Annotated in this window: 13 protein-coding genes; 9 read left to right on the plus strand and 4 right to left on the minus strand. The window is 65.9% G+C overall.

Annotated elements, in window-relative coordinates:
- The first annotated feature begins 213 nt into the window (after nucleotides 1-213).
- Nucleotides 214-3,738, plus strand: a complete 3,525-nt coding sequence (locus tag ACT3HL_RS14865) for a PAS domain-containing protein (RefSeq protein WP_445087562.1) — start codon at nucleotides 214-216, stop codon at nucleotides 3,736-3,738.
- Between the two features lie 109 nt (nucleotides 3,739-3,847).
- Nucleotides 3,848-4,900 (plus strand): pentapeptide repeat-containing protein, encoded by a 1,053-nt coding sequence (locus ACT3HL_RS14870; RefSeq protein ID WP_445087563.1) that lies wholly within the window; start codon nucleotides 3,848-3,850, stop codon nucleotides 4,898-4,900.
- 86 nt (nucleotides 4,901-4,986) lie between these two features.
- On the opposite strand, the gene ACT3HL_RS14875 is transcribed toward ACT3HL_RS14870, so the two are convergent.
- Nucleotides 4,987-5,286 carry a DUF7344 domain-containing protein gene (locus ACT3HL_RS14875; protein WP_445087564.1) on the minus strand — a complete coding sequence of 100 codons (300 nt, stop codon included), beginning with the start codon at nucleotides 5,284-5,286 and terminating at the stop codon, nucleotides 4,987-4,989.
- 480 nt (nucleotides 5,287-5,766) lie between these two features.
- Here ACT3HL_RS14875 and ACT3HL_RS14880 point away from each other — a divergent pair, with 480 nt between their 5' ends.
- Complete coding sequence (locus ACT3HL_RS14880) at nucleotides 5,767-7,074, plus strand: TIGR00341 family protein (RefSeq protein WP_445087565.1); 1,308 nt, start codon at nucleotides 5,767-5,769, stop codon at nucleotides 7,072-7,074.
- A 75-nt stretch (nucleotides 7,075-7,149) separates the two neighbouring features.
- Here ACT3HL_RS14880 and ACT3HL_RS14885 read toward each other — a convergent pair whose 3' ends face one another.
- Nucleotides 7,150-7,818, minus strand: coding sequence for a DUF7343 domain-containing protein (locus tag ACT3HL_RS14885; protein WP_445087566.1), 669 nt, complete (start codon nucleotides 7,816-7,818; stop codon nucleotides 7,150-7,152).
- A gap of 366 nt (nucleotides 7,819-8,184) precedes the next feature.
- On the opposite strand from ACT3HL_RS14885, the gene ACT3HL_RS14890 reads away from it, so the two are divergent.
- The gene (locus tag ACT3HL_RS14890) at nucleotides 8,185-9,300 is read left to right on the plus strand and encodes a CBS domain-containing protein (protein ID WP_445087567.1); all 1,116 of its coding nucleotides are present in this window, start codon (nucleotides 8,185-8,187) and stop codon (nucleotides 9,298-9,300) included.
- 464 nt (nucleotides 9,301-9,764) lie between these two features.
- Here ACT3HL_RS14890 and ACT3HL_RS14895 read toward each other — a convergent pair whose 3' ends face one another.
- Nucleotides 9,765-10,130 (minus strand): hypothetical protein, encoded by a 366-nt coding sequence (locus ACT3HL_RS14895; RefSeq protein WP_445087568.1) that lies wholly within the window; start codon nucleotides 10,128-10,130, stop codon nucleotides 9,765-9,767.
- Between the two features lie 107 nt (nucleotides 10,131-10,237).
- On the opposite strand from ACT3HL_RS14895, the gene ACT3HL_RS14900 reads away from it, so the two are divergent.
- Nucleotides 10,238-10,486 (plus strand): PRC-barrel domain containing protein, encoded by a 249-nt coding sequence (locus ACT3HL_RS14900; RefSeq protein ID WP_445087569.1) that lies wholly within the window; start codon nucleotides 10,238-10,240, stop codon nucleotides 10,484-10,486.
- Between the two features lies 1 nt (nucleotide 10,487).
- Nucleotides 10,488-11,036 carry a four-helix bundle copper-binding protein gene (locus tag ACT3HL_RS14905; protein ID WP_445087570.1) on the plus strand — a complete coding sequence of 183 codons (549 nt, stop codon included), beginning with the start codon at nucleotides 10,488-10,490 and terminating at the stop codon, nucleotides 11,034-11,036.
- Between the two features lie 602 nt (nucleotides 11,037-11,638).
- Here ACT3HL_RS14905 and ACT3HL_RS14910 read toward each other — a convergent pair.
- A complete protein-coding gene (locus ACT3HL_RS14910) occupies nucleotides 11,639-12,115 on the minus strand; it encodes a hypothetical protein (RefSeq protein ID WP_445087571.1) in 477 nt (158 codons plus the stop codon).
- Between the two features lie 348 nt (nucleotides 12,116-12,463).
- Between ACT3HL_RS14910 and ACT3HL_RS14915 the strand changes: the two genes are divergently transcribed.
- The 3 genes from ACT3HL_RS14915 to ACT3HL_RS14925 all read left to right on the plus strand — a co-directional run bounded on the left by ACT3HL_RS14915 (nucleotide 12,464) and on the right by ACT3HL_RS14925 (nucleotide 14,907).
- Nucleotides 12,464-13,099, plus strand: coding sequence for a helix-turn-helix domain-containing protein (locus ACT3HL_RS14915; protein ID WP_445087572.1), 636 nt, complete (start codon nucleotides 12,464-12,466; stop codon nucleotides 13,097-13,099).
- Nucleotides 13,100-13,276: 177 nt separating this feature from the next.
- The gene (locus ACT3HL_RS14920) at nucleotides 13,277-14,257 is read left to right on the plus strand and encodes a CDP-glycerol glycerophosphotransferase family protein (RefSeq protein ID WP_445087573.1); all 981 of its coding nucleotides are present in this window, start codon (nucleotides 13,277-13,279) and stop codon (nucleotides 14,255-14,257) included.
- On the plus strand, nucleotides 14,245-14,907 hold the full coding sequence (locus tag ACT3HL_RS14925) for an NTP transferase domain-containing protein (RefSeq protein WP_445087574.1): 663 nt from the start codon (nucleotides 14,245-14,247) through the stop codon (nucleotides 14,905-14,907). Before ACT3HL_RS14920 ends, ACT3HL_RS14925 begins: the two co-directional genes overlap by 13 nt.
- Nucleotides 14,908-14,989: the final 82 nt, after the last annotated feature.

A 14,989-nucleotide genomic window follows, 5' to 3' on the forward strand; every position in this document is an offset into this window, starting at 1 on the left:
TCCCGGGAACGCCCTCCGTTGCCGACGCTATCGTCGCGTTACTCGCTCTCGTGGGTTCACATCCGACCCCGGATTTCGCTGGCGCCCACGTGGTTCCATATCCCTTCGTTTGCTCGCACGTGGCAGTGTCATCCGTTCGGATAGTGAGGGTTGCGTGAGGCTCGAATCCGTCACCGACGCGCTCATATAACCCGCTCTGCACTAGCCGGTGTAATGAGCCGTCGCTCGCTGACGGAAGCCCTTCAGGAGACGCTCCTCGCCTTCGATCGCTGCGGCGAACCGATGGCGACACGCGAGGTAGCCGACCGGCTCGACCTCGGCCGCCGAAGCACCTACGAACGCCTGACTCGACTCGTCGAACGGGAGCGGCTCGAGACGAAGAAAGTCGGCGCGAACGCGCGCGTGTGGTGGCGACCTGTCGACTCGTCCCTGTCCGAGGCAGTTGGTCCGTCCGAGCAAACCGGTCCGTCGGAGGCGGCCGGTGAGGGGCCCCTCGCCGCGGCGACGCGATCGACGCGTCAGTCCCTGCGAGCGGAGCTGTTCGAGGCGTTCGTGACGGCCGCCGAGGAGTACGCCGTGATCCTCCTCGATCGCAACGGCCGCGTTCGCTCTTGGAACGCCGGCGCCGAACGACTCCTCGGATACGAGGACCGTTCGGTTCTCGGCGAACACGTCTCGACGCTCTACGACGACCGCGAAGCGGATGTCACCGACCGCTCGACGGACGCGGAGCGACGGCTGATCCGATCGGACGGATCGCGGTTCTGGGCCGCCGTTCGGACCAGCGAGATCCGCGAGGCGGACGGCGACCTGATCGGCTACGCGACCGTCGTCCGCGATCTGTCCGCCCGCCGGGAACAGGAGCGACAGCTCCGACGGGAGCGGGACCTCATCGACCGGATTCTCGAGACCGCCCCGGTCGGGCTCTCCATCTACGAGCCCGACGGCTCGATCGACCGCATCAACACGCGGGTGCGAGAGAAACTCGGCATCGGGGACCCCGACGACTTGGGACGGGCACTGAAGCAGCGCCGCCTCTACGACGACGAGGGGAACCCACTCGACGCGTCGGCGTATCCGGTGCAGCGAGTCATCGACTCCGGGGAGTCGGTCTCGGAGCTGGTCCTCCAACACGACGGGCCGGACGGCGAGCTGCTGTGGGTCTCGATCACCGCCTCGCCCGTGTTCGACGACGACGGGCGCCTCGAACGGGTCGTCGTCGCGGGCAAGGACGTCACGGAACTGAAGCGGTCCCAGCGGCAGCTCGAACGGCAGCGCGACGAGATCGAGAACGAACTGCTCCGGGCGTACGAACGCGGCGACGAGGCGTTCTTCGCCCTCGACGATGACTGGACCGTCGTCCACCTCAACGAGCGAGCGTCGACCGTCCTCGATCGGTCCGCCGACGACGTCGTGGGACAGAACTTCTGGGAGTCGTTTCCGGAGATACGCGGGACCACGTTCCAAGAGCGGTACGAGCGCGCGCTCGACACGCAGGAGTCGGTCACGTTCGAGGAGTACTTCGCGCCGATGGACCGGTGGTTCGAGGTGGCCGCCTACCCCGACGAAAACGGGCTGTCGGTGTACTTCCGCGACGTGACCGAGCGCAAAGACCGCGAGCGCCAACTCGAGGAGTCGAGACGGCGGCTCCGGACGATCGTGGATCACTTCCCGAACGGGGCGATCGCCCTCGTCGACGATGACCTCCGGTACGTCGCCTTCGGCGGGACGACGGTCGATCAGGAGGCCTCCGCCTACGACGAATTCGAGGGACGTCACGTTCGGGAGGCGGTGCCGTCGGAACTGGCCGACCGGGTGGTCACGCACTACCGGAACGCGCTGGACGGCGAGGTCAGTTCCTTCGAGGCGACGGTCGGCACCCGTACCTACAAGTTCCGGACGGTGCCGGTCCGTGACCGCGACGGCGACGATGTCCTCGCCGCGATCGGGATGTCACAGGACGTCACCGAACAGCGGATCCGGCAGCGGGAACTCGAACAGCGGATCAGCCAGCAGGAGACCGTCGCGGATCTCAGCCAGTACGCGCTCGATCACGCGGACATCGACACGCTCCTTTCGGACGCCGCGGCGCGAGTCGCGTCGACACTCGAGACCGACTACTGCCGGGTGCTCGAACTCGACTCGTCGGCGGAGACGCTCCGTCTCCGCGAGGGCGTCGGCTGGGACGAGGAGGTCCTCGAACGAGCGAGCGTCTCGCCCATCGAGGACGGGTCACAGGCCGCTCACACGCTCCGGTCGGCGGAACCCATCGTCGTGACGGACTTCGAGACGGAGCGTCGATTCGGCCGTCCGGACTTCCTCGCGGCGCACGACGTACGGAGCGGCATCTGTACGCTCATCGGCCCCCCGGACGACCCGTGGGGAATCCTCTGTACGCATCACACCGACGCGCGGGAGTTCAGCGACCACGACGTCAACTTCGTGCAGTCGGCGGCGGCGATCCTCGCGGCCGCGCTCGGCCGACACGAGGACGAGCGAGCGCTGCGTCGCCAGCGCGAGCAGTTGGCCGCGCTGAACAACCTCAACGCCGTCGTCCAGGAGATCACCGAGGCGGTCATCAACCGACCCACCCGCGAGGAGATCGAATCGACCGTCTGTAACTATCTCGCGGGCTCGGGTTCGTACCGGTTCGCGTGGATCAGCGATGTCGACGTGACCACACAGACCGTGGACGTGCGGGCCGAGGCGGGTGTCGAGGGGATCCTCGACGACGTCGTCATCTCGGTCGACCCCGACGATGAGCGGAGCACCGGACCGATCAGCAGGGCCTTCCGGACGGGCGAGATGCAGGTCTCACATCGCTCCGACGGCGACTTGGGAGCGGAGCCGTGGCACGAATGGGCGGACGGCTCCGATGTGTGGTCGGCCGCGGCGGTCCCGATCGTTCACGAGGGGACGATATACGGCGTCTTGAACCTCTATGCGGATCGACCCGACGCCTTCGAGGGGCAGCAGCGTTCGGTCATCGAGCGACTCGGCGAGGTCGTCGGACACGCCATCGCCGCGACGGAGCGGAAGCGCGCGCTGATGTCGGATGAGGTCGTCGAACTCGACTTCCGAATTCGGGACGTCTTCGGGCCCCTCGACGGTGTCGAGGGGACGACGGGAACCATCGCGTTCGAGCACATCGTGCCGCTCGGGGACGAGGAGTTCCTCGCCTACGGCACGGTGACGCCCGACGCGGTGGCGGGGCTCCGCGCGCTCTCGGAGGCGATGCCCCACGGGGACGGCGTCGTCGTCCGCGAAAACGGAGATGAGGCGAAGTTCGAGCTGCGTCTCTCCGAACCGCCCGTCCTCTCGGCGGCCGCGTCGCTCGGCGCGTCCGTCGAACGGGCCGTCATCGAGGACGGCGACTACTGTATGACGTTTCACCTCTCCCCGAGCGCAGACGTGCGGCGTCTCATCGACGCTGTCAGAGAGACGTACCCCACGGCCCGGCTCCTCAAGCGACAACAGATCTCTCGGGCTCTGGACGCCCCCGATCGCGGCAGGCCAGACGCCACGGCAGACCTGACTGACCGCCAGCGAACCGCGCTGGAGGTGGCCTACCACGCCGGCTTCTTCGAGTGGCCGCGCTCGGCGACCGGCGAGGACGTCGCCGAGGCGATGGGGATCTCGTCTCCGACGTTCCATCAGCACCTCCGGAAGGCCGAGCGTAAGGTCCTCGAAAGCGTCCTCTCGCCCTCGATCATTCCGCCCGGAACTACGCCGGCGTAACCGGTCACCGATCGTTCGGGTCCGTTCAACCCCGGTCGGTGTCGTTCCGGGACCGATCGTCACCGCCCGCGTCAGAAGTACCTTGAGGGCGTGCTGCGTAGGAACCGGTATGTCCCCGACGACCGACGAGCGGTGCGGATTTCGGCTTCACATCGGACTGGACAGTCAGGCGTCCGCCGCCGACCCGTGCGAGCGCCCCGTCTGGGAGGATCACGACCGATGCGTCTGGCACGCGACCGTCGACGGCAAGACGGCGGCGACGTTCGATGATCGGCGCGCGGACGTCGAGAACAGTCTCGACGGGGCGTATCTCCGAGACGCCGAACTGGTCGATCTCGACTGGCTCCGGGGAGCGTCGCTCGTCGGGGCGGACCTCACCGGCGCGCGTCTCAACGGCTCGGACCTCTCGGGCGCCAACCTGATGCTCTCCTCGTTGAAGGACGTGAGCGCGCTCAACACCGACCTCCGCGGGGTGAATCTCGAAGGGGCGATCCTCACGAACGGCGACCTCCGCCGCGCCACGCTCGAGAACGCCCACCTCAACGACGCGGTCCTGAAGGACGTTCACATCGACGGGACCACGACGTTCGGTGAGCTGTCGGTCTACGAGCGCGAGCGGGCGGATCCGGTTCTCGGGGCGAAACATCCGCTCTTGGCCGCCGCGTGGGCGTACCGACAGCTCCAGCAGGTCTACCGCGGCAACAGCCTCCCGGACCTTGCCCGGCGGAGCTACAACCGGGAGAAAGACGCCCGCCGGAAGCTCGCGTGGAGCACGCGGGACTACCCGAAGGCCATCGCGCTGGAGCTCTCCCGGTGGGTGATGCGCTACGGAAACAGCCCGTACCGGATTTTCATCGCTTCGCTGGGGGTGATCACGGTGTCCGCGCTGCTGTTCCCGCTGACCGGCGGGATCCAAGAGACGCAGGGAGAGCAGGTGATCACGTACGCGATCGACGATCCCACGGAGGCGCCGCAGTGGTGGCTCGTTCAGGTCCTGTTCAAGAGTATGTATTTCAGCGTCGTGACCTTCGCGACGCTCGGGTACGGGGATATCCAGCCGATCGGGACGTGGGCGCGGCTGCTCGCGACCGTGGAAACGACGCTCGGGACGCTGCTCTCGGCCCTGCTAGTGTTCGTACTCGCCCGGCTCGTGACGTGGTGAACGCCGCGCTCGCTCCCCTCGCGACTGACACAGAAGAAGTGGTCGGCGACGTGGACGCTCTTGGTTCGCGGCGATGGCGCGGTGGATCACCAGATCCGTTCGATCCGGTGTGACTCCGCATTGTAGTCGAGTACGCCGGCGTCGTCCATCTTGGGAAGGTGCGCGTGGTGCAGCGAAATCGCCACTCGATCGACGGCTTCGTCGCGTTCTTCCCGCGCCGAGATCGCCGCCGCGAGGGCGTCGAGATCGACCGGAGCGATCCGTTCTGTGAGGATCTCAATGGCCAGTCTGCGACGGTCGGACGCGAGCAGCTGGTGCCGCTGGCTCTCTGTCAGATTGACTGTCCCCCCGCGCTTGCTCGTGAATTCGCTGGTAGTGTTAGACATTCTCTTTCTCCGGGTTCTCCGTGAGTACCCTCCGTCCGCAGCGCTCGCTCGACTCACGCGGCCGCGAACGCCGGCGAACAGCGTACGAATACTCACTTTCTGTCTCCCCGTACGTCGTAGAGACCCCGTTCGGCCGTAAGTGTGCCCTAGAACTGATTAGGCTCTGCCCGGTTCGCCCCGGCGTCCGAGTCGTCGCTCTCGCTGCACCGGCTCGCGCGGAGGGCTATAGCAGCGTCTGCAAGTCTTCACTCACCCGATCGCCCGACAGCGTGCGATCGGATGCGCAATCAGTTGCAAACGCTACTAGGCCGACTGGCTGCCGCAGCCGACTAACTGCCACCGAGTCGTTCAGCGCTGGGGTACGCTTCCGTCGACGGATGGGCGTCCGGATCATCCTCGCAGCGACCGGCCGTGCGAGGGAGAACGGCCGTCAGCGGTTGGTGGCGACTAACTTTTCGGGTACAACGGCAGTTCATCTGTATGCGACTCATCCAGATCGCGGTCCCCCGCGGGCAGCGAGACGTCGTCATCGACGTGCTCCGCGAGGAGCAGTTCGGGTACACCGTTCTCGACGGGGCGAGCGCACAGGATGGCTCCGCCGTCATCACGTTCGTGGCTCCCGCAGACGCGGTCGAACACGTACTGGAGGACCTCGAGGCAGCGGGGGTAGACAGGAGTACATTCACCGTCTCGGTCGAAGCCGAGTTCGCTGACTACGACCACGTCGAGGAGGTGCAGAACCGGTGGGCGAAATCGCCGAACCGTCTCGCTCCGAGAGCGCTCCGATCAAAGGCCAAGGATATGCGTCTCAACACGCGCTCGTACCTCTGGATGATGGTACTCAGTGCGATCGTGGCGACAGCCGGATTACTCGCGAGCTCGCCGGCGGTCGTCGTCGGCGCGATGGTCATCGCGCCGATCGTCAGCCCGGCCATCACCGCGAGTGTCGGCGCCGTTCGGGACGACCGCGAGATGGTCGTCGATAGCGTCCATATGCAGGCGCTCGGCCTCGGTACCGCCATCGGGACCGCGACCGCCGTCGGCTGGCTGGCCCGAGCGTTGCACGTCGTGCCCGCGACTCTGGCCGTCGATCAGTTAGCGCTCGTGGCGCTTCGCCTCTCCCCGGGGATGGTCCCGCTGACGGTCGCCGTCGCGGCGGGTGCCGCGGGCGCGTACGGGCTGGCGACGAAGGGACAGACGACCATCGTCGGCGTGATGATCGCGGCCGCGCTCATCCCGACCGCATCGGCCGTCGGTATCGGCGTCGCCTGGGGGAATTCACTCCTCGCGGTCGGTGCGCTCTTTCTCCTGTTGCTCTCGCTCATCGGCGTCAACGTCGGCGGGGCCGCGATACTGTATTACCTCGACTACCGGCCGGACGAGGTGGACGACGGTGTCCTTACCCGAGCGTCCTCGAAACAGGCGGTCGTCGCCCTCGTTACGGTGCTGTTCGTGATTGCTACGGTGGGCGTCGTCGGCGTGGCGTTCGTACAGCAGAGCGCCTTCGAGCGCACGGTCAACGACGCGACGACGGACGTGTTGAGCAGGGGCCTATACGAGGGACTGGATGTCCGCGCGACGACGGTTGAATACGCTTCGCCCGGCCTCTCGGAGCGAGCGACGATCTCTCTCACGCTCGTGCGGTCCGCGGACCGGTCGTACCCCGCTCTGCCGCAGGAACTCGACGCCACCATCACCGAACGAACGGACCGCCCGGTGACCGTTCAGGTGCAGTTCGTCGACTATCACCGGTCGGATTCGGAGCCGACGAACGCTCTCTCCGGGTGACTGCGACGCTCTCCGTCGAAACCGACCCGTCAGTGACTCAGGCTGATCGACGGGCGCCCCATCGAACGCCGTGGTCTATCTGTCGTGCGACTTGGCGATCGACGGCTCCCGACCGTCGAGGTAGATGATGTTCTGCCGACCGACCGAGACCTTGACGATCTCGCCGTCGTCCGCCATGGCTCCGAGGAGGCGACTCACTTTCGCCTTCGACCACTCCGTCTCCTCGACGATCGCCGACTGTCGCAGCTGTCCGTCGTGCCGCTCGAGGAGCCGACGAACGACCTCCTCGTCGGAACGGGCGTCCTCACGCCGGGACTCCAACGCGCCGGGACGCTGAGGCGCGGTGGTGCCGGTCGATCGATCTCCTCGGGACGTCCCCCCGGAGCGGAACAGCGACGGCGACCGCACGCCGAGGACCGCGAGCAGTACCGTCGCGAGCACCACGCCGGCGAACGCGAGGAGCGTCTTCTCTCGAAACGACGCGTCGGCGACGTCCGCACCGGGGAGGCGGGTGCGACCGTCGGTTCGTTCCGTCGGGCCCGGCTCGTCGATCGAGACGAGGCTGTCGCCTCTCCCGTTTTTGTCGACGGCGTCGGCAGGTCCGGTCCGATCGGCGGCGGCCTGCCCCACGACCAGCAGCACGGCGACGAAGCAGACGAGCGTCAGTGCGGCGAGTCTCCTCAGCGACCGTCGGATTTCGGCAGCGTGTCGCGTTCGGCTGTCTCGATGAGCCTTCTGTGTCATCTGCTGCTATCACCGGGTGGTGGCTCGCTCACGCTCTGCAGTATCCGTGGACGTGAGCGGAGTCGCCGCCCCCGGTCGGTTTTCGGTTCGCGCTCTCGTACGGTGGTGCTCGGTCTGCGGCAATAAACGGTGTTACGAATTACCTCGATTTGCGTCCGGTTCGGTATCAATCGGCCTCCGCGTGCAAGCAGCACGTTTAGTGCGCCGACCGACGTACGTCAACGTGGCTGGCGGCGTCTCAGTACGTGTAATATGTAGTGTGTGTAACTGCTACAATCGCTCTGAGACGCCGCGTAGCGCGGCGGGCCGCGCTCGTTTCCGAGATCCAATACCCGCTGTCCGCCGCGACAGCCAGTAGCTATCCCTATGATCGACCGATACGGAACCACCGAAACACGGGGCGAACAGTACCAGCAGCAACAGACGCCGACACAGCAGAGTGGCGAACAAAGCGCCACGCAGTCGGACCTCGGAGCCACGCCGTCGACTCGTACCCAATCGCAACCGCCGACACAGCAGCCATCGCAACCGCCGACACAGCAGCCATCGCAACCGCCGACACAGCAGTCACCCGCGGCCGTCTCGCCGTCACCGCCGCAGCAATCGGCTATCGAGCAGTCCCCCCAGCGGCTTTCGCAGGGGGCATCCCAGCAGTTCGCCCACGGGCAACAACCGTACCAGAACCCCCAAGCACAACCCGGACAGCCGGCTCCGCAGGCGCCGCAGCCGGCCTCATCCGTCCAGCAGCCTCCCGCTGCCCAGTCGCCGATGGACCCGCAGCGACAGCAGTTCTCGGGACAGATCGAGACGGCCGGAACTGCGCACCAGCCGGCCGGTCGGCCGCCTCAGACGGCTGAACAGCAGGCGAATCAGCCATCGCAGATGCCGGGACAGCCGGCACAGCAGCCATCACAGACGCCCGCCCAGCAGGCGCACCAGCCACCGCAGATGGCGGGCCAGCAGATGCAGCCGACGCGATCGATGGGAGTTCCGGGGACCTTCGTCAGCGGCACGGGCGCGCAGATCCAATCCGGGATGCAACAGCCGCAACTCCGGTCTGCGACGGTCGAGCAGCTCCTGCAGACCGACGTTGTGACCGTCGAAGAGGACACCCCGGTCGCGACGGCCGTCGCGAAGATGAACGCAGAAGACGTCGGTTCGGTCGTCGTGGTCGACGCCGATCGACGGCCGCGGGGCATTCTCACGGACCGGAGGGTGGCGCTCTCGCTGGAATCGATGCCGGACATCGGCGAGCGAACAGTGGCGGAACTCACGGGCGATGAGTTGATCACGGCGTCCATCGACATGACCGTTTTCGACGCCATCCAGCGGCTGAGCGACGGCGAGATCCGTCGGCTACCCATCGTCGACGAGTCCGGAACGCTCGAGGGGATCGTCACCCTCGACGACATCACCGTGTTCCTCGCCGGCGAACTCAACACCGTGGCGGATGTCATCAAAGCGCAGTCCCCGCGGTTCTGAGCCGCGGAAGCGCCCGTTCGCTATCGTAGCGACTGCGACTGATCGCGCATCTGACCGCACGCTGTCGTTCGGTCCGAGTGCGTGAAGGCCTCACCCGCTGCGATCGGTGAACAGCCGCTGTTCTCCGAGGCGGGCACGTGTGCGGCGCGAGCGTCCGACGACCGCACTCGGGCCCGCTCGCGGGTTCGCTGGACGTCTCGTATCGCTACCATACCGTATTGATAGCGTTCGGTCCATTTTCCACGGCGTCCGGAAACCCGACACTGTCGGACACTACTGCGCCGTTACGCCTCGGTGTATGATCGATATGATGAGGATACAAACAGCCGGTAGGACGCCTAACAAACCCAGATTCGGCGCAGTACGGATAGGTAGTTTATTACAATGCGGTCGGCGTGGCTCCCCACGTGTGGCGGGCGTCGACGGATCGCCGCTCGCCGAAAATATCTATGAGACGATACGGATTACGACAGTCGAATCGACAGCAGTCGCACAGCCAGCAGGAACCGGGCAGTCAACGGGAGGTGACAGACCAACAGCCCCGTCAGTACGGGCAGTCGGGGCAGCAGTCTACGCTCGGTCAGTACGAACCGGGTCAACAGAGCCAGCCGGTCACCCAGCAGCGGGGCCAGCAGAGCCCGGGGGGCCAGCACGGCCAGCAGCCGCCGCACACCCGGAGCCAACAGCGGCAGCACGGGCAGAACCCACAACCGCGATTCGAGCCGCAAGGCACGTCCGCTCGCGCACAGCCTCAGCACGGGCAACAGCAGACACCGCCCGAACAGCAGGCACCGCCCGAACAGCGGACGCAACCGGGGCAGCGCGGCCAACCGGAGGCCTCCGGCCAGGCTACTCAAGAGCTCCGCCACTCCCAAGGGCTCCAGCAGTTGCCCCAATCCGAGGACCGACCGACCGCCAGGAGGACTACCGATAACCAATGAGTCAGCGAACGACGTTCACCGACGACGACGAGGGGAAACGAGTCATCAACGCCGCGGGCGACGAGATCGGGATCGTCTCGGAGATCAAAGGGGGGACCGCCCACGTCGATCCGGACCCCGGACTCACCGATCAGATTCGAGCGAAACTCGGGTGGGGGACATCAGACGCGGACTCATACGCCCTCTCGGCCGATTCGGTCCAGCACATCACGGACGACGAGGTCCACCTTCGGAGTGATCTGTGAGATGTCCGCCCCGACACAGCAGTACGTCTCCGATCCCTCTGCGGCACAGTACCAAGCGACCGGTCAGAGCCAGCAGGGGACCGGGGCACAACACGCCGTCCAGCAACCCCCCGCATCACAGGCCTCGGGAACGGCGGGAACGCTTCGCCACTCGCTGTCTCCGTCGATGGAGCACGCCCTACAACAGTTCTTCGAGGCATCGAACGCCTGCGAGTGGTGCGCCGAGCGGTGCGTCGACGAGGGTCCGGAGATGGCGGAGTGTCTCAGGCTCTGTCGGGACGTGAGCGAGCTGGCGTCGCTGAACGCCCGCTTCATCGCCCGCGATTCGGTGTTCGGACCCGACCTCGCCCAGTTGTTCGTTACGGCGGCGCAGGAGTGCGCACAGGAGTGTTCGAAACACCAGCACGCTCATTGCCAAGCGTGTGCGCAGACGCTCGAACAGGCGATCCAAGCGACACAGCAGTTGCTCCAGTCGCTCGGGTCCGAAAGCGCGCTGCACGGCGGACACGCGCAGACGACGGGTGGGGCCGTCACGTCTCAGCGGATGTAACCGCTGAGGGCACTACGGAGCCGACGCGGTCCGTTCCCGCGGTCGCCCCCTGATCACGCGGGATCGGCCGCGATCGAGTGATCGGAGTCGTCGTCACTGCTCATAGATTCTTGTCGCCCCGTTTTGGCGAGAATCCCTGCGGGCGTACGAGCCTCCGGCGAACACGACGTCGCCCCCGACTCGATTGCCACCCGATCCGCCTCACATCGGTCGGGAGGCGACGTCGGATTCCCGCTGTGTCCCGACGCGCAGTGTCGACTTCGGGGGGTACGCGGCGCGGTCACTCGGTAATCCGACTCTACTGTGCCGAAGGGCGGCGGTTCGGTTCCGTTACTCACTCCACGAGATTCCGCGGTGTCCGCTCGCGTTCTGCCGCCGCACGACGCAATCGCGTTACAGAACTAGGTATGTAATCCATTGTGGTCCACTAGGATACCGCTCGTCCGCGGTATGCGATTCCTACTCCGGTGAACCGCCGATACAAATCGGGCAGCGGTCGTCGGGTCCGTCGAACCCGATGATCACGCGGGCGACACCCCGGCTTTGTCCCGCGTACGCCTCCATGCGTCCCGTCGTCGAGAAAAGCGGTTTGCGAACCACACTCAGCTCTGAACGGTCCGTTCGTCGTCCGTAATCCGCGCGCTCGTCCGCTCGTCGACGACTGTCGTATCGTGTGGTGCGGTTCTGTCTGTCGCTGTCCCGGTGCCACCGCGATCGCGGAGCGACGTTCGATCCAGTAGTCCGCTTCGCCGACCGACGATGAGCGCTACGGCGAGGACGGCGAGAGCGACACCGAACGCCTGTCGCCGGCGCGTCCGGCCGCCCGTTGTCACGTCGCGGTGTGTGTCTTCTTTCCCCTCGTGGTGCGCGTCTTCCTGATTCCGCTCGGCCGCTCGTTTCTCTTCTGCCAGTGCGTCTCGGACCGCCCGTCGGACGGGCTCTTGAATCAGGTGTTTCGCGAGCGTTGTCGCGGTTTCGATCCTCGCGGATCGGTCTGTGGAGCCCGGATGACTCTCGGTGGATCGGCGCATTTCACCTGTGTCGACGGCGTCGACCGCAAAGAGCGGTCGGCCTGCCATTGCAGGTACAGTCAGGGTACCGGCGTACGCGTCGGCTATAGTCGCGTTTGCAACTGATTGCGCATTCGATCGCACGACTGCGTGCGATCAGATGCGCGAAGACTTGCAAACGCTACTCTAAGCTACTATCGCTCCCGTGTCCCCGTTATCCGGACACCCCCTTCCGATAGACGGTTTCAATTGCAAGGTCACTTAGGTCGGCCTTGTGTGTGCCGGCACCGCTTTTACGTCTCGCTTTACCGTGAAACAGTCTTCTCGACCTTTGTACGAGGGGCGCGTCCGCTTATCGTAGCCTGCGAGGGGGCCGCCACTGCGGGCTCGTCGACAGGGCGCTTACAGACCGCGATTATGATAGCAGAATTCGATATCGACACCCAAGCGATGCAGTCGGCGTTTCGGCACGCGCCGCAGATAGACGCATCGATCATCCAACAGACCGCCTGCGAATCCGGCCGACTGGACGTCGTCGTGAACGTCTCCCGGGCGGCGTTCGACGATTTCGAGCGGGGATTGGACGCCGACGGAACCATCGAAGACTGGGTCCGGTTTTCCGACAGCGACGACTGCCGGCGGTATCGGCTCACGCTGACCGAGCAGGGCCGAGAGCTGGTGACGTACCCCTGCTGGTCGGAGAGCGGGGCCGTGTTCCTCGACGGGAACCGCCGGCGCGACAGCTGGCGATTCCGTATTCAGTTTCCCGACGAGGACAGCTTACAACGCTACGTCGCCTACTGCGAGGACCGCACGATCGATTTCAGCCCGATCCGCCTCTCTCGAACGGACAGTTCGAACGCGACCGAACGGTTCGGACTGACGCCCGTTCAGGCGCAGACCCTCGTCACCGCGAGCGAGCGTGGATTCTTCAGTATCCCGCGCGAGTGCACGCTCGAAGAGCTCGCAGACGAGTGGGATATCTCCCACCAAGCGCTCTCTGAGCGGTTGCGTCGAGGTATGAGCTCGCTCATCGAATCCACGCTCCGCTGAGGTGCTGCCCGTCGGTCGGGACCTATCGACCCGATCTGCGAGTGCCTGTTCTCGGTGCGTGCCCCCCCGGACTGTGGTCGGTTTCGATCAGGACCGGTATATACCCCGCTCGTCTGCGTGCTGTCGCTTTATGCGGATTCGGCGGCAACTGCAAGCGGAACCGCTCCGTGAGATCCGATGACGATAGTACTCTACACGTTCGACAGGGCGTTTATGCGGAAAACGTACGAAGCCATCGACCGGCACGTCGATGTCGACGCCGCGTATCTCGCGTTAGGACCGGAGGCACGAGGGTGTTCGACCGCCCTCCGCGAGGTGCGGCGGGAGGGCCGATCGGTGGACGAGGCCGTCACCGACGTCGACCCCGACGTCGTGGTCCGGAATCACACGCTCCGACCGGGAGCGTTCGGGTTCGATTCCGAACGGACGGTCGTCCACATTCGCCACGGCGCGTCGGTGGGGCGCGACGAGGCGTCCGTGACGGTCGAGCGCCTCGGCGACGTCGTCGACGTCGCGCTCGCGCCGGGCGAACGATGGGCGGCGCGATACCGCGACGGCTTCCCCGAGGACGTCACGGTCGCTGTCGTCGGTATCCCGGAGGCCGATCACCTCGTCCACAGCGATCCGCCGCGGGACCGACGCGTACTGTACGCCCCGACGAATCACAACTACGGGTCGGGAAGCTACGTACAGACGGCCGAGCACGTCCTCGATACGTTCGCGGACACGGACTACGAACTCCTGTTCCGCCCGCATCCGATGGACCGCATCGAGGAGCCCGGGAAGTCCGTGACTGAGCGGTGTCGCTCCCGAATCGACGACCTCCCGAACGTCACGTTCGACGACAGCGGTACGCCCGCCGAGAGCCTCCGTGCGGCGGACATTCTCGTCTCCGATTACTCCGGTATCGTCACCGAATGGCTGCACACCGACCGGCCGTTCGTGCAACTGACCGACTTGGCCGGGGATCGCTCGGTCCCCCGGGCGGGAACGGTGACCGACTCCGTCTCGCTCGCGCTCGTCGACGACCTGTACGATCACGGCCCCCCGCCGGAAGTCCGCGACCGCCGCGATCGGTTTCGGGCCAGCCTCGGCATCCCGATGGACGGGCAGGCAGGTGAGCGGGCGGCGACACACATTCAGACATGCACGGAGTAATACTCGCGGCGGGTGAGGGAAGTCGGATGGGCGAGCAGACGATCGACGTACCGAAGGCGTTTATGGAGATCCAGGGGAAGACGCTGTACAACCGTCAGCGCGCCGTCTTGGAGCCGTACGTCGACGAGCTGACTGTCGTCCTCGGGTACCAGCACGAGACAGTGCTGGAGCGGTTCGGCCCGTCTCGACGGGTGATCGTCGACCGCTGGGACGAGTACGACAACGCCGAATCGCTCTACCGCGCACTGGAGCACGTCCGCGACGACGACCTATTCGTCCTCAACGGCGACGTCGTCGTCACCGCTCGCGCCGTCGACGCGGTCTACGAACGACACCGGAGCGTCGGCGAGAACGTGGTCGCGTACGTGCCCGGGATCCAGTCTGAGCACACCGCCGTCCGTCTCGACGGCGACGGTCGGGTGACCGCGTACGGCAAACTCCCCGGACACCGCCACGCTGGGCTCGGGATCATCGACCGCACGTACGCCGACGAGGCTGCCTCCTTCCTCCGGGAAAACCGCCGCGAGTGGTACCCTTCGCTGTATCAGGTCGTCCCGACCACGGGCGTTCCGATCTCTCCGGAGGACCACTTGGAGATCAACCGGCCGCAGGACCATCGCATCGCGCAGCAACGTCTGCCGCTCAGCTAGTCATTGTAGCGGTCACACGCCTCCGCTCACTTGATCGCAAGACCGCGTGCGATCGGTCCGTATTCAGCTGCAAACGCCACTG

Source organism: Halobellus sp. GM3, from assembly GCF_052545375.1.